The sequence below is a fragment of the Rhizobium mesosinicum genome, assembly GCF_019511345.1.
Lineage (GTDB): Bacteria > Pseudomonadota > Alphaproteobacteria > Rhizobiales > Rhizobiaceae > Rhizobium > Rhizobium mesosinicum.
This window is the reverse complement of sequence record NZ_JAEUAK010000003.1, coordinates 160,178-179,210: the sequence shown is the minus strand read 5'-3', so window position 1 is coordinate 179,210 and position 19,033 is coordinate 160,178. Positions and strand designations below refer to the sequence as shown.

15 protein-coding genes and 4 pseudogenes are annotated in these 19,033 nt (G+C 58.5%); 5 read left to right on the top strand and 14 right to left on the bottom strand.

The window, feature by feature from the left end:
* Nucleotides 1-53 precede the first annotated feature (53 nt).
* Complete coding sequence (locus tag JNB85_RS08485; RefSeq protein WP_220333891.1) at nucleotides 54-3,671, top strand: autotransporter domain-containing protein; 3,618 nt, start codon at nucleotides 54-56, stop codon at nucleotides 3,669-3,671.
* Between the two features lie 350 nt (nucleotides 3,672-4,021).
* Here the strand turns inward: JNB85_RS08485 and JNB85_RS08480 are convergent, their stop codons facing one another.
* The 6 genes from JNB85_RS08480 to JNB85_RS08455 form a co-directional block, all read right to left on the bottom strand.
* Nucleotides 4,022-4,921, bottom strand: coding sequence for a sugar phosphate isomerase/epimerase family protein (locus tag JNB85_RS08480; RefSeq protein WP_220333890.1), 900 nt, complete (start codon nucleotides 4,919-4,921; stop codon nucleotides 4,022-4,024).
* Between the two features lie 78 nt (nucleotides 4,922-4,999).
* Complete coding sequence (locus JNB85_RS08475) at nucleotides 5,000-5,938, bottom strand: ABC transporter substrate-binding protein (RefSeq protein WP_132655060.1); 939 nt, start codon at nucleotides 5,936-5,938, stop codon at nucleotides 5,000-5,002.
* Between the two features lie 65 nt (nucleotides 5,939-6,003).
* Entirely contained in the window at nucleotides 6,004-6,987 is a 984-nt protein-coding gene (locus JNB85_RS08470) for an ABC transporter permease subunit (RefSeq protein WP_183749984.1), read from the bottom strand.
* 30 nt (nucleotides 6,988-7,017) lie between these two features.
* Nucleotides 7,018-8,562, bottom strand: coding sequence for a sugar ABC transporter ATP-binding protein (locus JNB85_RS08465; RefSeq protein ID WP_220333889.1), 1,545 nt, complete (start codon nucleotides 8,560-8,562; stop codon nucleotides 7,018-7,020).
* Nucleotides 8,559-9,962: an FGGY-family carbohydrate kinase gene (locus tag JNB85_RS08460; protein WP_220333888.1), complete on the bottom strand. Its 1,404-nt coding sequence runs from the start codon at nucleotides 9,960-9,962 to the stop codon at nucleotides 8,559-8,561. The genes JNB85_RS08465 and JNB85_RS08460 overlap by 4 nt, the downstream gene beginning before the upstream one ends.
* A complete protein-coding gene (locus JNB85_RS08455) occupies nucleotides 9,959-10,738 on the bottom strand; it encodes a DeoR/GlpR family DNA-binding transcription regulator (RefSeq protein ID WP_220333887.1) in 780 nt (259 codons plus the stop codon). Before JNB85_RS08455 ends, JNB85_RS08460 begins: the two co-directional genes overlap by 4 nt.
* A gap of 192 nt (nucleotides 10,739-10,930) precedes the next feature.
* Between JNB85_RS08455 and JNB85_RS08450 the strand changes: the two genes are divergently transcribed.
* The 3 genes from JNB85_RS08450 to JNB85_RS08440 are packed head-to-tail and all read left to right on the top strand — an operon-like array spanning nucleotide 10,931 to nucleotide 14,122.
* On the top strand, nucleotides 10,931-12,013 hold the full coding sequence (locus JNB85_RS08450; protein ID WP_220333886.1) for a class II aldolase/adducin family protein: 1,083 nt from the start codon (nucleotides 10,931-10,933) through the stop codon (nucleotides 12,011-12,013).
* Complete coding sequence (locus JNB85_RS08445; protein WP_220333885.1) at nucleotides 12,010-13,290, top strand: FGGY-family carbohydrate kinase; 1,281 nt, start codon at nucleotides 12,010-12,012, stop codon at nucleotides 13,288-13,290. The genes JNB85_RS08450 and JNB85_RS08445 overlap by 4 nt, the downstream gene beginning before the upstream one ends.
* The gene (locus JNB85_RS08440) at nucleotides 13,283-14,122 is read left to right on the top strand and encodes a TIGR01459 family HAD-type hydrolase (protein ID WP_220333884.1); all 840 of its coding nucleotides are present in this window, start codon (nucleotides 13,283-13,285) and stop codon (nucleotides 14,120-14,122) included. Before JNB85_RS08445 ends, JNB85_RS08440 begins: the two co-directional genes overlap by 8 nt.
* A 166-nt stretch (nucleotides 14,123-14,288) precedes the next feature.
* Here the strand turns inward: JNB85_RS08440 and JNB85_RS30620 are convergent, their stop codons facing one another.
* The 7 genes and pseudogenes from JNB85_RS30620 to JNB85_RS08405 form a co-directional block, all read right to left on the bottom strand.
* Nucleotides 14,289-14,510, bottom strand: a complete 222-nt coding sequence (locus tag JNB85_RS30620) for a hypothetical protein (protein ID WP_223216461.1) — start codon at nucleotides 14,508-14,510, stop codon at nucleotides 14,289-14,291.
* 165 nt (nucleotides 14,511-14,675) lie between these two features.
* A complete protein-coding gene (locus tag JNB85_RS08430) occupies nucleotides 14,676-14,921 on the bottom strand; it encodes a type II toxin-antitoxin system prevent-host-death family antitoxin (RefSeq protein ID WP_220333883.1) in 246 nt (81 codons plus the stop codon).
* A 326-nt stretch (nucleotides 14,922-15,247) separates the two neighbouring features.
* Nucleotides 15,248-15,571: pseudogene (locus tag JNB85_RS08425) on the bottom strand (PrkA family serine protein kinase); the annotation flags it as partial.
* Between the two features lie 48 nt (nucleotides 15,572-15,619).
* Nucleotides 15,620-16,518 (bottom strand): annotated as a pseudogene (locus tag JNB85_RS08420) (LysR family transcriptional regulator).
* A 31-nt stretch (nucleotides 16,519-16,549) separates the two neighbouring features.
* Nucleotides 16,550-16,699 (bottom strand): hypothetical protein, encoded by a 150-nt coding sequence (locus JNB85_RS08415; protein WP_220334376.1) that lies wholly within the window; start codon nucleotides 16,697-16,699, stop codon nucleotides 16,550-16,552.
* Between the two features lie 277 nt (nucleotides 16,700-16,976).
* Nucleotides 16,977-17,474, bottom strand: a complete 498-nt coding sequence (locus tag JNB85_RS08410; protein WP_220333882.1) for a GNAT family N-acetyltransferase — start codon at nucleotides 17,472-17,474, stop codon at nucleotides 16,977-16,979.
* Nucleotides 17,471-17,767: a type II toxin-antitoxin system TacA family antitoxin gene (locus tag JNB85_RS08405; RefSeq protein WP_220333881.1), complete on the bottom strand. Its 297-nt coding sequence runs from the start codon at nucleotides 17,765-17,767 to the stop codon at nucleotides 17,471-17,473. Before JNB85_RS08405 ends, JNB85_RS08410 begins: the two co-directional genes overlap by 4 nt.
* Nucleotides 17,768-17,964: 197 nt before the next feature.
* On the opposite strand from JNB85_RS08405, the pseudogene JNB85_RS08400 reads away from it, so the two are divergent.
* Nucleotides 17,965-18,123, top strand: a pseudogene (locus tag JNB85_RS08400) (IS110 family transposase); the annotation flags it as partial.
* A 288-nt stretch (nucleotides 18,124-18,411) separates the two neighbouring features.
* Here the strand turns inward: JNB85_RS08400 and JNB85_RS08395 are convergent.
* Nucleotides 18,412-18,894 (bottom strand): annotated as a pseudogene (locus JNB85_RS08395) (IS110 family RNA-guided transposase); the annotation flags it as partial.
* Nucleotides 18,895-19,033 lie beyond the last annotated feature (139 nt).

Genomic DNA, 19,033 nt, shown 5'->3' with positions numbered 1-19,033 from the left:
ACGAGACCCTTTATACAGCTTCCGCGATCAAATTTTCCGTAAAGCTGATTCTGATGAAAACACAGGGCCGTTTTTCATTCCATTCCGTCACTGCCGGTACGGCCGTTATGACCTTCTTTCTCTCAGTGGTTGCTGCCCGGGCCGATTCCTCGCTCAATTCTTACGTCGAGATCAGCGATGGCTCCGAGCTGGGAACGGATCAGGTCCACATGTCGACGGGGGGATGGATTAGATCCGTGGCGGTCGGAACCGTCGATCTCGTCCCAGAAATCGATATCCTGACCGGCGCCACGGTGCGTTTCTCCGCCATCCCCGGAAGCAACCTCAATCTAGACCTGTTTTGGCTCCGCGGGGACGCGGAAGTTCATTTCGGCGGCGGCGCCGACAGCGGCACCGTCACGCTTGCAGATACCTTCTTTTCCGACGGGCACAAAGACGTTTTTGTCGATTCCGGTACACTGGTGGTTCCAGGCCAGGGCCAAGGCGCGATTTTACGGTCCAGCACGACAACCGTCGCATCCGGCGCAACAATCGATCTCGGAACACACAGCGATTGGATCGCCTCCCTTGCGGGCAATGGCACCATCCGTCTCAGCAACGCTGACCTGGAGATTCGGGACTTCACTTTCAATGGCACGATCGACGGCGCAAACCGCGTAACCTTCAGCCGGGGCGGAGATTGGCAGGGAAGGTTTATCGATGTCGGCGGCGTCGTGCTCTCGGCCAATCGGAGGCTCAGCATTCTCGACGCAGGTACCGCTGCAAATCTCTCCGCGCTGGATTCGATTCAGCTCCTATCTGGCTCGGTCCTCGACCTGACTACCTATGACGCGTCGCTCAACAGCCTCTACGGCGCCGGATTGATCGGCACTGCGGGAGCCCTTTCGATCGGATCGGGCACCTATTCCGGCGCGATCGTTGCGAGTGGCGGGCTGACCATCGCCGGCGATTTTCGGTGGTCGGGACGGTCACAGGGGACTTTGTCAATCGACATCCTCTCGGGCGCGACCCTGACTGCCGACGGCGGTAACGTGTTCGCGGGTTCGGCCGACATCCGCCTCGACGGCGCGCTCGGCATCAATGCCAGCGAAGCTGTGGACGCGTTGACCGGCAGCGGCACCGTCGAGGTCGCCAGCAATGCTGTTCTGTCAGTCGGCGCCGGTGACAGTACCACGGCCTTTAACGGCGAAATATCGGGTGGTGGCGGTCTGACCAAAGCCGGCACCGGCACCTTCACTCTCACCAACCGCCAGTCCTACACCGGCGCGACGACCGTAGCGGCAGGTGAATTGCAATTGATGGCCGCCAACGCGCTTTCCACCTCGTCTCAGCTTGAGATACGCACCGGCGCGCAATTGAACATGGCCGGTTTCAACCAGGCTTTCGCCAGCCTCTCGGGTAGCGGCAACGTTCTGCTCGGCAGCGCGAACCTATCGGTTGGCAGTTCCGGCGCAAGCGGATCATTCAGCGGCGTCCTGTCCGGGAGCGGGTCGATCACCAAACTGGGTACGGGCACTCTCGGGCTTTTTGGCAACAACAGTTTCTCGGGCGCAATGAACGTGCTCGGAGGAACGCTTTCCATCTGGTCCTCCGCCTCCCTCGGCGACGGGAGCGCCACCAACATCCTGACCCTCGATGGCGCGACTCTGCAAACGTTCGGTGCCGTGGCCTCTCCCGCAGCCAGAGGCGTTGTCATCGGAAGCGCCGGTGCAACGATTGATACGAGCGGTAATACGGTGACATTTGCCGGGACAGTCTCCGGGACAGGCCGTCTGACGAAGACCGGGGTAGGCACGCTGACGCTTTCGGGCAACAACACGCGTTCCGGCGACATCGAAATCGCGCAGGGGCGGCTGGCGGTGCAAAATGGCAATGCCTTGGCTGACGACGCCAACGTGAACCTTGCAGATCGTGCCGGCACCGGGCTCGATGTCGCCGCCTCAGAAACAATCGGCTCTCTTTCCGGCGCAGGCTCTTCCGGAGGAAACGTCAACTTTTCCAATGGCGCGATCTTGACCGTCGGCGGCGACGACAGCTCTTCCATTTTTGGCGGCTCTATCACCGGAGACGGTGGTCTCGTCAAGACGGGGACGGGCCTATTTCGGCTGAACGGCAGCAGCAGCTACGCCGGGGACACCGACGTGCTCGGCGGAACGCTTTCCGTTAACGGCAGCCTGAGTGGCGCCGTCAACATCGCGTCCGGCGCAAGGCTTCAAGGGACGGGAACTGTCGGGACTACGTCGCTTGCTGCAGACAGCGTTCTTGCTCCCGGGAATTCGATCGGAACTTTGACCGTCGCAGGCGATCTGACCTTCGATCCGAGTAGCCTCTTCGAAATCGAAATCGGTAACACCGGTCTCAGCGACAGCGTCGTCGTCAGCGGCACCGCGTTCCTGAACGGTGCCAGCGTGCAGACGATCCTGTGGGATCCGGCAGTCAGCTACGTCAATGGCCAGTCCTACAAGATTCTGTCGGCCGGTACCGTCTCAGGCGCGTTCGGGAATTTGGAGATCGATTCGGCATTTCTGAAGTCTTTCCTCAGCTATTCGCTCACTGACGTCACATTGACCCTTCGCACTGCTCTTAGCCCTGGCTCCCTGTTTCCGAGTGCGGCGCTGACCGAAAATCAGCAGCAATCCGCTTTAGGTCTCGACTTTCTCGATCAGACGAGCGGCTCAAGCAGCCTCGCGCTCTATAACGCCATTCTCTACACTGACAGGGCCGAAGCACGATACGCTTTCGACCAGCTTTCGGGTGAAATCCACGCCTCGCTTCAAAGCAGCCTTTTTGGTGAGGCGGACGACGTTCGCAATGCCGTTTACGATCGGCTGGACGAGGTGTTTGGAAGCAGTACCAGAGTGTGGACAACGGCCTATGGCAATTTTTCCGAGATGGGATCGGATGGAAACGCCTCCAGCACAACGAGCGCGCGGGGCGGGATGCTTTATGGCGCAGATTGGATGATCGACGATATGTCGGCAGGAATCTTTGCCGGTTTCGGACAATCCTCTTTCCGCATATCCGACCTCGGCTCGACCGCGAACATCGATAGCGTCCACCTTGGCGTCTACGCCGTCCATAAAATGGGCAATCTCCAGGTGAAGCTTGGTGCATCCAACAGCTGGCATGATATCGAAACGCGCCGGGATATTGCCTTTGACGGCTTTTCCGATACGCAGGAGGCGAGCTACCGCGGCAATACGGCGCAGGTCTTCTCGGAGGCATCCTATGATTTCGCAGTCCCCCACGATCTGACGCTTTCGCCTTTTGGGAGACTCGATCTCGCGATCGGCCGACGCGACAGCTTCCGGGAAACAGGCGGGGCGGCGTCGCTTTACGGTGACGACGCACTGGAAGATATCTTTGCAGCCACAATCGGCCTAAGGGCTGAGCGACAGGCAATGATCGCTGGCAAGCCTCTGACCGCCGGTCTTGGCGTCGCCTGGAGAACGATCATCGACCAGGACATGCCGCGCTCCGATCTGACGTTCGAAAACGGCGGCACCTTTACGGTAAAAGGACTGCCTGACATTGAAAACACGGTCTTGGCCGGCGGGTCAGTGGCGCTTCAACTCGCAGATCAGGCAACCCTGTCTGTGTCCTACCGTGGAGAATTCGGCGATGGTCTCAACCGCCACAGCGCCAGCGCGGCGCTGAAGCTGCAATTCTAAACTGTCCAACATGCTCGACCGCAAGGACGATCGGAACGGAGGGCCGCTTTCCTGACCAGTGCTGACAATCGCGCTTGGTTATTCCACCACGCCCGACTCTGATCGACTACCAGAAGACCTGCGCAACCGCGAGATCCGCGCCGAGGCGGTTGCCGGTCCTGTTCAGGTTCGGCTCCGATTACGCGCGTACAGCCCGAGACGCATTCGCCAATCTTTTCGGAGCCCTTTCAATTTTGCCGCGCCAGTCCTTGCTCTTTTTTCGTTCTCGATGTGCCTAAGAAGCTGCGCGCCGTATTTGATGCGGGCATAGGCTCCGCCATCTTTGCCCCTGACTTAGATATTCGGAAACTCTAAGCCGATGGTGCGTGAGCATTCTTTACAAGTTGGGCTTTGAGGCGCGCGGTCTCCAAACCGAGCTCAATGAATTGGCGGGCGTGGCGCGCGAGCGCAACATTGTCATCCCAGAGATTTCTCCAGATCGCTGTCTTCAACGACAGATCCTTATCCACGATAGCGGTTGAGAAGGATTCGAAGGTCACATAGTCATCCCATCCAATAGCGACCAACGCGTCGAAGATGCCGGCAAAATCGATGTTGCCGGTTCCAAGGTATCCACGGTGGCTTTCGCCAATGTGGACGTAGCCGATCTTGTCGGCAGCATTCCGTATTGCCAGTCCAACGTCAGCTTCTTCGATATTCATGTGGAAGGTGTCGAGATGCAGGAAGACGTTCGAGGCACCCGTGTCCTTGATGTAGGCCAAGCCTTGAGCAGCCGTATTGAGCATATTGCTCTCGAACCGATTGACGATTTCGAGATTGAGTGTGACGCCGGCTTCCTTTGCGCGATCGGCGACGCGTGACAGCGTGCTGACACTGGTATCCCAACCCTTGCGAGACAACGCATGCTCCTGCTTTCCATGCGAGGAACTCAGGATGCCGGCGAGCTTCGTACCACCGAGATCGCGAACGAGCGCGACGGCTCTGTCCAATATTGCCTCACCGTTAGCGACAACCGATTGATCATCGCTGGAGATGTCGCCTTCGCTCGGGAGACCCATGCTCACGGCGACGTCCAGGCCCAGGTCCCGGATGCGGGACGCGAGCCATTTCACGTCCACCAGCTTTGGATCGAGATAGGAAAATTCCACGAGCTTGTAGCCGAGTTCGTGCGATCTCGTAAGCGTGCGCTCAAGCTCATCACGAGACGAGCCAGCGCTCCAGACAAAAGAGTGGACGCCGATTTTGGACATGACACCGAATTCCTGAATTTCATTGAAGGAGAGAACTCGCCGGGCCTTTCGGCACCGGCGAGCTCCTGGGAGGAGACCTTAGCGAGCGGCGGTCCAGCCCTTGTAGTCCTTGACGTTGTCAGCGGTGATCAGCTTGGGATCGAGAAGGACGGTGTTTTCCGCCGGCTTCTTGCCGTTCAGAACGTCGACCGCCATCTTGAGCGCGTCGCCGGCCATGACATAGGGATCCTGGGAAGCGGATGCCTTGATCATGGAATTGCCGCTTGCGAGCGACTTTTCGATATCCGGGGCACCGTCGACGGCGGTGATGAAGAACTCGTTGCGGTTCAGCTGCTTGGCGGCAAGTTCCGCACCAATGCCCGTCGGGTCGTTAATGGCGAAGACCGCGTCGATCTTGTCGAAACGCGTCAGCAGGCCCTGCATGACGGCAAGACCGCCATCACGTGAACCCTGGCCGTTCTGGTCGTCGGACAGGATCTTGATGTCGGGGCTCTTGGCCAGCACGTTCTTGCAACCTTGGACGCGATCGAGAATCGAAGAGGACGCGGGGCCGTTGATGATGACGACGTTCCCCTTACCCTTGAGCTGATCGACGATGTACTGGCACGCCTCTTCACCAGCCTTGATGTTATTCGTCATCACGGTGACGTCAGCGCCCGGGGCCGAAACGTCGAAGGCGGCGACGATCACTCCGGCAGCCTGGGCCTTCTTGACGGCAGGGGCGATTGCCTTGGCATCGACGGCGTTCAACATGATGATATCAACGCCAGCGGCGATGAAGCTGTCGATTTGCGAAACCTGCTTATTGAGGTCGTAGTCGGCTGAAACCGATGTCACCTGAACGTTCGGATTGATTTCCTTGGCACGGTCCTCGATGCCCTTGATGGTCGCAACGAAGAACGGGTTGCCAAGCAGGCCGACGGAAATGCCGATCTTCTGAAGGTCTTTGGCGGCTGCCGGCATTGCGATGGCTGCGGCCAAAGCGGTCGCTGCGAGCAGTTTCGAAATCATGCGCATATTTTCCTCCTTATGGCGCTTCCTGCGCCCCGTTATCCGGTAACCCCGGTTCCTCCAGCCACACGTCAGGTGCGGCTAAGTCCTTTCAGCCTGTAACGGTCGAGCGCTACGGCAACGATGATGACAAGCCCCTTGATGATGTACTGCCAGATGTCGGAAACGCCGACGAGGATGAGGCCGTTGGACAGCACCGCGATGATGAGGGCTCCGATCAGCGTACCCCAAATCGAACCGACACCGCCGACGAAGCTGGTTCCGCCGAGAATGACGGCTGCGATCGCGTCGAGCTCGTACGATTGGCCAAGCTGCAGGCCGTTTGCGGCATATAGACGAGCCGCAGACATCACCCCGCCCAGTCCCGAAAGCAGGCCCGACATCGAGTAGACAAAGAGCAGCACCAGCGGCACCTTGATCCCGGTGAGGCGCGCTGCCTCCACGTTTCCGCCGACGGCATAGATCCAAGTCCCCAATACTGTGCGCTTCAGGATGAACCACGAGATCAGGATTGTCGCCAGTGCGATGATCGCGAGCCATGGCACGCCGAAGAAACTGCCGTTTCCGATGAAGTCGAACGGCAGGTCGGGATTGAAAACCGTGGTGTCATTGCCAAGCAGTCGGGCGATGCCGCGCATGGCGGTCAGCGAGCCGAGCGTGACGATGAAGGGCGGAAGCTTGAGCGCCGAGATGATGGTTCCGTTGACAACACCGCAAGCGAGACCGACGCCGATCGCCGCCGGGATGCCCAGCATGCCGACGTCCGGCCAGAGAGAGACGATCACGCCGACCATTGCCGAGGCAGCAAGGATGGAGCCTACCGAGAGATCGATGCCGCCCGTCAGGATGACGAACGTCATTCCGGCCGCCAGAACGGTATTGATCGATGCCTGCTGCATGACGATCGACAGGTTGTTGACGCTTAGAAAGCGACCGCTCAACAAATGGAATCCGATGGCCAGTATGACGAGCACCGGCAACATACCGAGCGCGGTCAGCGTCGATCTGAATTTTGCCTTGCCGGCGTTCGGCTGGTCGGTTGATGTCGAGGTCATATCTTTATCCCGTCGTCTTTGTTGTCCGGCTCAGGCGACTTTCGATGCCGATCCGGTGGAAAACGCCATGATGGCTTCCTGGCTGATTGGCTGATCCGGCGTCGCCAGAACTTCGCCGGCAATGCGGCCTTCGCGGATGACGAGGACGCGATCGGCAATGCCGATGATCTCCGGCAAATCACTTGAAATCACGACGATCGCGATACCCGCCTGAGCGAGCTCGTCGATAATCCGGTAAATCTCGGATTTGGCACCTACATCGACGCCGCGTGTCGGCTCGTCGAAAATGATGACTTTGGGCTTCGTTTCGAGGAGACGGGCGATCAGTGCCTTCTGCTGGTTGCCGCCTGATAGAGCGCCGACATTGACGCTTGCGCTCAGCGTCCGAATGGAGAGTGATTTGATGGCGCGGGCCGCACGCTCCTTTGCGGCGGCAAAATTCAGGATGCCACCGGGGCCGGCGTCTCTGCTGATAACGCCGATATTGATGTTCTCGTTGATCGTCATATCGAGGAAAAGTCCGAGACCCTTCCTGTCCTCGGTAAGATAGGCGATCCCTGCATCCATTGCATCGCGAGGTCCGGCAATAGCCAGCTCTCTGCCTTCCAGAGACACCGTGCCAGTCGTTTTCGGGTCCGCACCGAAAATAAGGCGCGCCAGTTCCGTCCGGCCAGATCCCACCAAGCCGGCGATACCGAGAACCTCACCTGCCCTTGCGTCGAACGAACATCCGAGAACCCGGCGGCCATCACCGACGTCTTTTACGGACAGAACCGTTCCGGACGCCTGGATGGGTGGGCGGTGCTCTTTCTTGTAGAAGGTCGAGAGATCGCGACCGACCATCATCGAAACCAATCTTTCGGCCGACAGGTCTTCGCGCTCGAGCGTGCCGACGTAAGCGCTGTCGCGCAGGACGCTGACACGATCCGCGAGTGCGTAGATCTCTTCCATCCTGTGACTGATGTAGATGACCGCGATGCCACGTCTCTTGAGGCCCGCAATGACGTCGAACAGCCGTTCCGTCTCCCTGGAAGTTAGCGAGGTGGTCGGCTCGTCCATGACGATGATCTTCGCATTCGTGGTCAGAGCCCGGGCGATTTCCACCATCTGGCGTTCACCCAAAGACAGCGTTGCCACAAGCTGTGACGGTGCGAATGTGATGCCCAGTTGCTTGAGGATAGGCTCGGCGCGGGCACGTGCTGCGGCCTTGTCGACGATGCCATAATGCGACGGCTCGGCACCCAGGAACATGTTTTGGGCAACCGTCAGGTTAGGTGCGAGCGACAGTTCCTGGTATATGACCGATATGCCGTTTGCCTTGGCCTTGATCGGATCGCCCGCCACGATCGGTTTTCCCTCGACGAGGACAGCGCCGCCAGGGTCCGCGACATAGGCGCCGGACAAGACCTTCATCAGCGTAGACTTGCCAGCCCCGTTCTCACCCATCAAAGCATGGACTTCACCCGGATAGACTGTCAGCGAGACATTGGTCAGCGCCTTGGTGCTGGCGAACGTCTTGCTGATATTGCGCATCTCCAGGACGGGCGCGCGTGATTCCATGGTTGCCGCGCTCATGCGTGGAACTCCTTCCTTTGCGCCGCCTCCGGTTCGTCGATCTCAGCCAGTGCTTTCCACGTATCCCGGTAGGCTTCGAGACCGAAAAGCTGCGCCGGTTCTACCTGACGTGTCTCATTTGCAAACGGCTTCAGACCTAACGTGTCGAAAACAAGTGCCGCAGCCCCAGACGCGCTTCCTTCAGCGGTCGGGCTGGTAAATATCGGCTGCGCAGGACGCAGCTGTGCGAGTATCTCGGCGAACAAACCCGTCTTGACCAGGCCACCGTCAATGACGACCGGGTTCGCCGATCGGATGAGATCGAGAGACAGACTGGTCATGAGAACCACGTAGAGAAGCGCTGCTGCCGCCCTCTCTTCGCCTTCGACCTCGGGGCCTACGAAACGGCCTTCGAAGCCCTGCATTGGTCCGCCGGGCGCAAACGATGGCAATGCGAATACGCCTTTTGCAATCACGCGTGACAGCGCTCCATGGCTGATCGGCTTGTTCCAGCCCCCGCTTGCAAGATCGTACTCTCTGCCGCCCATAAACCGGATCGTCGGCGCGGGCCTTCCGTCAACGGTGGCGTTCGCCAGCATGTCGCGATGTTCATCCAACGCCTCGAGCGGGCATTCTGAATTGAAGATCACGACCCACGTGCCGGTAGAAACGAGGGTGAAGTCCTGGAAGCCGACTGAGCGATAGTAGTAGAGCGCAGAATTGCTATCGTGCACACCATTGTGGACCACGACGGAGAATGAAGTCCCCTCGTCCGGAGCGCCCCCCCAGCGGCCCAAGGCAGCCCCCGCTTTTTCGAAGGCGGGCATCTTCTCACGCCAACCTCGACTGTCGACCAGGCTGCTGAAATCACTTCGCATGGGTGCCCACAAGTGAGAGTGGCAGCCGATATACGAGACCTCGGAGACCTTGCGGCCTGAGAATTTCCACGACCAGAACTGCGGATAGGAAAGAACAGCATCGGCGCGGTTTAGCGCCTCGGGCTTGACGGCCTCCAGCCACAGCATGTGCCGCCCGTAGTTGAAACCCAGCGGCAGCTTTGGAGAGTATGTCTCTAAGAAGGACGGTATCGACATCTCGATGCGCTCTGCCAGCGACGGAGGAGGTTCCTGTTCATAGTCGAGGATCGGGTGGACAAGGTGATCCTGCTCGACGAGCGCAAATGTGCAGCCGTGACCGGAGAAGATGACATGTCCCACCGAATGGTCTTCGACCGCACGCGTCAGCGAGGTCTTCATCCATTCGTAGAGAGCCTCGTCGTCGAGAACGCGAAACCCCTCGAACTCGACCCACAACGGCTTCGTTCGACTCTCGGAAAGTACAGCCCCGTCTGTATCGAAGATAAAGAGTTTCGAATTGGTCTTGCCGAGATCGAAGACCGCGATCGCTTTTGATGGTGTCATGCCTGGCCTCCCACCGTTGCGATCATTATTCTAACGCCCGCGTCCTCAAGCATCTTCGCCCCGACATCAGAGAGTCCGTCGTCGATGACGATCGTCCCGATACGCGAAAGTGGGAGGACGACATTGCGCGGCTGAATCGAGAGCTTGCGGCTATCTGCCAGAAGGACAATTTCGTCTGCACAACTGCTCAACTCCCCAATCGCCTTCGTCAACAACGGATGCGATTCAAGAAGCCCCTCGCTGCTGATACCCTGGGTCCCGACGAAAAACCGCGAGGCGAAGAAGTCGGGCGCGCCCGCCGACGCGTCGTGGATAATTCCAGGCTCGCGATACAGCACTCCGCCCGCCAAAGTGAGATGACAAGTGCCATTCTCGCCGAGATATGCGGCCAGAGGCATGGAATTTGTGTAGAGGCGGACGTTGCGGCGAGCCAATTTCAGACCGAGTTGGTAGCAGGTCGATCCCGCATGCACGATGATCGAATCTCCGTCCCGCACCAGCTCCGCAGCGGTTTCGGCGATCGCGCGTTTTGCATCGACAGCTATGTCGCGGTTTTCGTCATAGGGACGAGCGGAAAGGCGTGCCGTGGTCGACGGCTCAGTCGCGGAAATCCCGCCATAAACCTTCCGGGCGACCCCAATCTCATGAAGTTTGTCGATATCCCTTCGAATTGTCGCAGGAGAGACACCAAGTCGCTCCTGCAAATCGCGGACCGACGCGAAGGGCCGTTCGCGAAGCATCTCGGCGATCAGACGGTGGCGATCGGAATCGTTCAAAGCAGACCTCCAATGACGCTTCTCCCTCAGCATCTTTGACGAACTATAATCATATCAGTCGAAAGATCGCAACAGCCGATGAGGGGAAATCTTCATCGTTGACGATCTACAATCACATTTATAGGATCGCGCAAAAGTTCGCTCACGCTCGTCCCGAACAAGGAGGCGACAGGGCAACAGGAGGGAGACAATATGACCAAACCGGACCTCAGGGACACCGAGCTATTCAGAGACTTCCTCCGGCTCTCCAGTCAGATCGGCAGCGATATCCTCAAGACGCAGGGCGCAGGCGGTAATACGTCCATCAAGAGCGACGGCGTCATGTGGGTGAAGGCGTCAGGCACGTGGCTTTCCAGGGCGGGTGCTGAAGACATCATGGTGCCGGTTGTGGTTGATCCGCTAATCGCGGCGCTACGCGAGGATGATCCACGCGCCGAAAAATCCACTGATTTCGTCGTTTCCGAACTGAATTCAAGTGGACTTCGGCCTTCGATCGAGACCAGCTTTCACGCGGCACTGAGAAGTCAGGTCGTCGCGCATTATCATTGCGTCAACGCGATCGCTCTGGCTGTCCTTGAGAACCGCGAGGCAGAGTTGTCTGCGCGCATGAGCGCTGTTTCCGACCTCACCTGGATGACAATACCGTATAGGCGTCCGGGGACTCCGCTCGCCAGGGAAATCGAGAAAGTAGCCGCATCGATCCCGGATGTCCTGATCCTGTTCAATCACGGCATCATCGTGTGCGGCAGCACGGTGGAGGAAGTGGCGGATCGGATCGACCGTGTCACGAAGGCACTTTCATGTCCGTCGCGAAATAGCGGTTCCCCCGACATCGATGCGCTGGAGCGGATCGCAAAGGGTTCCGGCTATCATCCTGCGCGTGACCACGAAAGCCATACCGTCGCGCTTTCCGATGTGAATCTGAAGATCGCACTCGGCGGGTCGCTCTATCCGGACCACGTCATTTTCCTTGGAACCGAGATCGGTATGCTCTCGGAGGGACAAAGCGCGGCCGACCTGGAAGCCACTTGGCAGCGGGAAGGGCGCGAAGCGCCGAAAATGCTGATCGTCCCAAATAAGGGAGTACTCTTGTCGAGCACGCTCACTGCGGGTGGCGAAGTTATGGCCCGTTGCCTCGCGGAGGTAGTGAGCCGTATCCCGGAAGAGGCGTCGGTGGTTTATCTCTCGAACGACGACGAATACGAGTTGACGCACTGGGAAGCGGAACAATATCGACAGGCGCTAGACCGAGGCTCGGAAAGGCGGCCCGCGTGAACGCGAAGATTAGCCAAGCTGTTGCACTCGGGATCGATATCGGCACCTCCGGTGCTCGCGCCTCGGCTATCGATCGTGCGGGCAATCCGGTCGGCTTCGCCTCCGCACCGTTCGAAACGCCCGACGAGATGCGTCAACCTAGATGCTGGTGGAACAGGGTAGCAGAGGCAATCGAACGCCTCGCGCAAACAACGGACCTCCGCTCTGTCGAAGGCGTCGCCGTCGACGGGACCTCCGGGACAGTTCTCTCGCTCAATCGAGCCGACCAGCCGACGGGCCAGGTCCTCATGTATAATGATCCCTGCCCCGATGCTGCAATCATCGACAGCATAGCAAAAGAGGCTCCGGTGGGCAGCACGGCGGCTGGTGCGAACTCGGGACTAGCCCGTGCTATCTATTTGTCGCGTCTCGACGATGCTCACACCGTCGTCCATCAAGCCGACTGGATCTTGATGAAATTGGGCTGTCCAGGGCACGTCAGCGACGAAAACAATGCGCTCAAGTCGGGTTTCGATCTGGAGGTGGAACGTTGGCCAGAGTGGGTCGAAGTGGCGGGAATGGACGTATCCAAGTTGCCTCTTGTCTATCGCGCAGGCGAGAGGATAGCACCGGTAGGAGGATTCCTCCAGAAGGTGGGCCTGCCCAGTTCAGCCTGGTTTCACGCGGGCACGACTGACGGGTGCGCATCGTTTCTGGCTACCGGAGCGTCGACCATAGGCGACGCTGTGACTGCATTGGGGTCGACGATCGTTCTCAAACTGGCGTCGGATGCTCCAATCAACGCGGCGGAATACGGGATTTACTCGCACCGCGTCGGTCGGTTCTGGCTCGTTGGCGGCGCTTCAAACAGCGGTGGAAACGTCGTGCGTGCCTTGATCGGTGACGACCGGCTGGACGATTTGACAGAGAAGATCGATCCAAGCCGCAAACTGGGTCTCGATTTCTATCCTCTCCTTCGTCCCGGCGAACGTTTCCCGATCAACGACCCGCAGTATCCGCCCCGGCTTACGCCTCGCCCTGCCGACGACAGTGAATTCTTTCAAGCCATCCTCGAGGGCATGACGGAGATCGAACGACTGGGGTACCAGCGATTACGCGAGTTGGGTGCACCAACACTCGTGAGCCTTCGGACGGTAGGAGGCGGGGCGCGCAATCACGTTTGGACCTCAATGAGGGCGCAGGCAATGGGCATCAACACTTTGGCAGCGAGATCAGTCGAGGCAGCTGTGGGTACGGCTGCGTTGGTTCTCTCTCGATTGGATAACGCCAGTGCCTAGAGTAACCCCTGTCACCCTCCCCGAATTGGTGCAAAAATACGACATCTTCTTCATCGACCAGTTCGGCGTACTGAGGGATGACGCCGGCCCCTATGAGGGCGCTATTGCAGCCCTGGCCGAACTCGCGTCGGCAGGCCGACAAGTCGTCATCTTGTCGAACTCCGGCAGAAGCGGCGAATATAATTCCGAGCGGCTTGTTAAGCTCGGCTTCGCCCCTGGGAGCTTCGACTTCTTTGTCACATCGGGAGACGTGGCGTTCGACATCCTGTCACAGCCTGAAAACTCGATCAGGCAGGGGGTCCGGTGCTTCACGATTTCCAGCGGTGGAGATAGCAATCTCGCGGATCGGCTTGGCTTGGTTTCCATCGAACAGGCGTCGGAAGCCGAAATCGTAATTATTTCCGGCAGTGAAGCCGAACACATATCTATGGATGACTACCGCGAAATGCTGCGTCCGGCGGCCGAAAGCGGGGTCCCATGTTACTGTACCAATCCCGACATCCATAAGTTAAGCAACGGCTCCATTGCGCCGGGCGCAGGCAGCATCGCCAAGCTCTACGAGGCGATGGGCGGTCACGTCACCTGGCTCGGAAAACCCTATCCCGAAATCTACGAACACGCATTGAAGCTCGTTGGTGGCACCGACCGTCGTCGCGTGGTCTGCATTGGCGATAGCATCGATCACGATATTCTCGGCGCGCAGTCGGCCGGCTTAGATTCGGTGCTGGTGCGCACCGGGATACTTGCTGGCATCAGTGACGAGCAGATAGAAGAACTCTGCAAAAAAGCGCGTGCCTACCCGAGGAATATCCTCCATCATTTTGCGTTTTAGTCGCGGACATCGGCGCTGGATGTGCGATCTTGGAAGGATTGGCGTGGTCCCGAAGGCTGCAACGCCACTCTCGCTAACAACAGCCGCGGTCCTTGCGATTCTGCCGGTATGAGCACGCAGGTTTACCATGAACGATTTAGGATTCCACCTCGCAAAGGGCGTCCCCTCAAGACCGTGACACGGCAGATAGTCGACGACTCGCCGCTGCCTCTTTCACGACACCGGCGATTTTCTTGAGGAAGGCTGCGCTGAAACCGCCAAGCGGCGTGGTCGACTCGAAATCGAACGCCTTGTCCAGCTCGACACGGTTATATTCGTCGAGAATGATGAAACAGGGAAAGTCCAGGCCGGCGCGGCGACATTCGATCTGGCTGATCGGCAGGAACAAGCGCTCGTTTTTCGGGATCTGCGAGGTGATGGCAAATAGAAAGACGACGCCTGGGACGGCAGCGGTCCGGACGACAACACAGACCGGCGCGCCTTGCGGCCGGCATCCTCGCCGGCGTCGGCGTGTCGCTTCCAAAGGTAATGGAAACGAACGACGTCTCCGGCTTCAAACATGTCCGTCTTCGAGCAACGCGCCGAGACCAGACATCAGCTCGTCATGAACGCTATCGGGTGCATCCTCGGGACTGTAGGCGGCGGTGTGGGAGCGACCCAGCAGCTTTCGATACTGCTCGGCCGTCAGAATGACGAGCTTTTCCTTGCCACGCTTTGTGAGCGTTACGGGCTCGATCAATGCAGTCTCCAAGATCTCTCCCGAAGCCCTGTTCATGTCGGAAAAAGAGAACTGCTTCATAGCCACCTCCAGTTTTACTTAAAAACGTAATGTATGCGACTTATGCAAGTCCGGTGGCGAATGCTGGGCCACCGCGCCCGGACCACGCACACCGCGGTCCTATCGAAACGCAGAGGAGACGGCGATGGGTGTGATCAGGTGGGAAGAGAAGTATTGAGGCCGTTTGTTCGGACAACGGCGTACGCTCGAGGTCTGTTAGGTATTCGAAAAGCAAGGTCCTCGCTCGCCGTCAATCCACTTACACGAGTGGAGGCCGCGAGGCCTGTCGCTGAAATTGGTCGTTCCGACGCGCGCTCCGTTCATAGTCAAGGTAGCTACTTGTTCTCGGACGCGAGTTCGCCCGGCTTGAAGCTTAAGAGTGGGCTTTCAAAGACCGGGCTGAGGCCGTCACCGGCTTTCAGCACATGGGTGGGATTGACCTCCATCAGCTGCTTCAGGCGTTCGGCAAGCGAAGACTTGCCGCCGCCGACCGGACCGAGGAGATAAAGGATCTGTTTGCGCTCCTCCAAGCCTTGGGGAGCATGTCTGAAGAAAGAAACGATCCGCTCGATCGTCTCTTCCATGCCGAAAAACCCGTCAAAGGCGGGATAGGTTCGGATGGTTCTGTTCATGAAAATGCGACCGAGCCGCGGATCCTTGGCAGCGCCAAAGATGGCGTCGTCGAGCGACGAGATATCGGCAAGACAAAGTCGCACCCCTCACCTCCCCGGCCGCACCAATGACCGAGCGATATCGATGATGTCGTCACGGCCGGCAGTCGGTTCCTCCCGGTTCCAGGCGACACCGAGACCGATCTTGAAGTCAATGCCCCTCACCTTCTCACCTTCTTAAGCTCAAAGCCGCGATTCGGCAGATCCTGCGTCCATTCCGGCACGAAGCCGATGCCAAGGCCGGCCGAGACCAGCGACACCAGCGAGAAGGTGTCGTCGCAGGTGTAGGCGACATTGTCGGTCAGATCGTGCTCCTCGAACTTTTCCGCAAAATAGCGCTCGCTGTAGGAGAGGTTCTGACGGGAAAAGCAGATGATCTTCTCCGAGCGCAGATCCGCAAGATCGATCTCGCTCTTCAATGACAGCGGGCTCTCCTTGGCCACCGCCAGCAGGTAGCGCTCATGGGCAATCGAGAAGAAGCGAAGCGAGCCGATATTCTCCACCGGCCGGATGAAGCCGAGATTGATGCGGCCTGCCTCGATATGGCGGATGATGTCATCGGTGGTGCCGCTTTCGATATGCATGCGGATGTCAGGGTATTTCCTCCCGATGCGCGACAGGAAGGACGGCAGCACGCCGATGGTGGCGGGATAGACAGTGCCGATCGCAATCTTCCGCGCCGACCTTCCGCCGACCGAGCGGGCGATCTCTCTCGACAGATCCACTTCGCTGAGGATCCGGACTGACCGCTCATAGAAAGCCGCCCCTGCTCTTGTCAGTTCCACCCGCCTGGTCGAGCGTATGAAAAGCTGCACGCCGAGCTCCTTCTCCAGTGCCAGGATCGCGTCTGACAGGCCAGGCTGGGTGATACTCACCTTGGCTGCGGCTCTGCCGAAATGTAGCTCCTCGGCCACCGCAACGAAGTAGGATAGCTGGCGTAGTTCAATGACCCCTCGCTCTCTACCTTTGATTGATACCCTATTTTGAGGTTGCTGGTTTTTCTTCAACTGGCGATCTAAATTGTCCTCTTTTCATGCGATTGTTTATCGCCGGATGATCGATGCCCTCATTGCGGCGAGAAAGGCCGCGAATGTCACCCAGGCTGAGCTGGGTCACCGGATCGGTCAACGGCAAACCTTCTCTCAAAATTCGAACTTGGCGAACGACGGCTTGATGTGGCCGAATTCGTAGAGGTCAGCAGGGCGATTGGAGCCGATCCGTAAGCGATTATGAAATCAGCCGAGTCTGATTAAATGCCTTAATGGGAGCCAACCTGAGACCTTGAAGTCTGGGCAGTTGAAGGAATTCGAACTCGCCCTCATTTAATGTCGGGAGCTGCTGCCGAAATTCAGTGAGCTAGAAGTGAGATGGAATGAATTCAACCGAGATTGCTGATGAGTCCCTCCTAAGGGTTCAGCGCGTTATTGAGGTCATGCAATCCGACCATCAGCATCATGGGGTCGGAAGGAGAAGGCAGGAAGCCGACGGCCTCGTAGAAGGCTCGCGCGTCATCTGAAACCGCATGAACGAGCATACCTCGAATGCCAAGTACCTCAGCGGCATTGAGCAGGCGCAGGCCCGCATCACGCACCAATGCCCTGCCGATACCGCGCCCTTGGTAGGATTGATCGATGGCGAGGCGACCAAGCACAGCGACCGGAATCGGATCAGGCATATTGCGCCGAAACCGGCCAGGGGCTTCCGGCTGTTTGACGGCGCCGGAGGCGAGCGCGTAATAGGCGATGACGCGGCTCTCCTCGCACACGACGAAGGTCCGCGATGCGCCGCTTGTTTGATTAGAACGGGCGCGACGCCGCAGCCAGGTGTCCAGTTCAATGACCCCGGAATTGAACTCAGCCAGATCATGATGATCGGCGAGCGGTGCCGGTGGGCTGAGTGTCACGCCTTATCCCACGGCGCTTTGGTCGTCATGGTGCGCGCTAAACGCTCATTGGGCTGCGTGGGTGCATCGAGCCGGGCAAGGTATTCAGCATAGATTTCCGGGCTTACGGTGACGATAGTGCGGTCGAGCAGCACTTCCTCGGCTCGGCGCTCGGAAGCTTCTAACATGAAATCCGTTCGCGTCTTACCAAGCAACTCAGCGGCGCGATCGATCAGATTACGGGTTGCAGGCTTGATGCGCATATTCAGCGGTACGCTTGCGTCCGAGGTTTTGCTCGTGTGTGAGGTCGGCATGGCAAACTCCTGTTTGCACCTATATAGCGTAACGACAATATCTTTACAAGATCCGTAAAAGCATTGTCGTTACACAACGCGCGCGTTCCTGATTTTCGGCATATAGCTCATTGAAGCTCTTGAGATCCCATCAGGGGTGAGTAGCGGCCTGCACCGTGGCAGAGTGAGGTCGCAAGAAACCTCTCTGGAGGCCAACCATGCCGATAACAGCAGATCAATCTCAAGCTCAGACCGCTACCCTCGTCGATCTTGGCGCAATCTTCGTCTCGTTGGAATTAAGCAAATCGACATGGCTGGTGACGGCTCTGTTGCCTGGTAGTGAGAAGATGTCCCGCCACACCGTCGCGGGAGGTGATTAGCCCTGACGGATCCAGGTGGACGTGTGTGGACGCCCCGGTAATGCAAGCAGAATCTTACGTCGGTATAGGCAATTTGGTCGGGTGCTGACGTGTGTCCGGCCTCGCAAAGCGACCTCAACACGTCGCGGGCCCTTATGGAATGCGTGAATCGGAGCCAATTCGGACCGGCGTGCTCGAGGCACTCATCCACCTAATGATTCTTCCGATTCCGTTTCTGACCGTTTGCCCATAATCCTCCGTTAGACCTTCCACATTCCCGACGCCTCGCGGCTGTTCGACCCTACTTTACGCAGCGCCAGATGCCGGAGCTTGATAGACGCCGCCGCTGGCCATCAGGGCCCAGGCGATGCGCGCAAGTTTGTTTGCCAAAGCCACCGCGACAAGCTTCGGCGGCTTCCTCGAAAGCATTCTTGCCAACCATGTCCCGGCAGGCGCTCCGTATCGTCTTGCCCAGCGCACTACCGCTGTAGTGCCGAGGACAAGGAGACGACGAAGATCGCGTTCCCCCATCTTGGAGACTGTACCAAGCCGATCCTTGCCTCCGGAAGAATTCTGCTTTGGGGTGAGACCGATCCAAGCCGCAAAATCCCGCCCCTTGGAAAATGTCTCGGCCGACGGCGCTAATGCTTCGATCGCTATGGCGCGAATTGCGCCGACGCCCGGAATGGTCATCAGTCGAGAGGCGAGATCATCCTGCCTGGCGCGAATGCGAAGCTCCTTCTCAAGCGCGGCGATTTGTTCGGAGGTCGATACCAGTTGTTCCAACAAACCCTGAAAGTCGCCCGGCGGCCAACTGCGCGCCCGCCTATCATGGCGATACAGCGGTCGCAGAGGCGGCGAACGACTGGCAGGAATGCTGGGACCTCCTGGAAAACGCGGCCTCGGGTCGCCTTCCGCTTGCGGACAA

Bases quoted from the DNA above. Each gene is read 5' to 3' on its own strand.
- JNB85_RS08470 (WP_183749984.1), bottom strand. From the start codon at position 6,987: ATGACCTCGACATCAACCGACCAGCCGAACGCCGGCAAGGCAAAATTC.
- JNB85_RS08430 (WP_220333883.1), bottom strand. From the start codon at position 14,921: ATGAAGCAGTTCTCTTTTTCCGACATGAACAGGGCTTCGGGAGAGATC.
- JNB85_RS08485 (WP_220333891.1), top strand. From the start codon at position 54: ATGAAAACACAGGGCCGTTTTTCATTCCATTCCGTCACTGCCGGTACG.
- JNB85_RS08460 (WP_220333888.1), bottom strand. From the start codon at position 9,962: ATGACACCATCAAAAGCGATCGCGGTCTTCGATCTCGGCAAGACCAAT.
- JNB85_RS08405 (WP_220333881.1), bottom strand. From the start codon at position 17,767: ATGCCGACCTCACACACGAGCAAAACCTCGGACGCAAGCGTACCGCTG.
- JNB85_RS08465 (WP_220333889.1), bottom strand. From the start codon at position 8,562: ATGAGCGCGGCAACCATGGAATCACGCGCGCCCGTCCTGGAGATGCGC.
- JNB85_RS08480 (WP_220333890.1), bottom strand. From the start codon at position 4,921: ATGTCCAAAATCGGCGTCCACTCTTTTGTCTGGAGCGCTGGCTCGTCT.
- JNB85_RS08475 (WP_132655060.1), bottom strand. From the start codon at position 5,938: ATGCGCATGATTTCGAAACTGCTCGCAGCGACCGCTTTGGCCGCAGCC.
- JNB85_RS08450 (WP_220333886.1), top strand. From the start codon at position 10,931: ATGACCAAACCGGACCTCAGGGACACCGAGCTATTCAGAGACTTCCTC.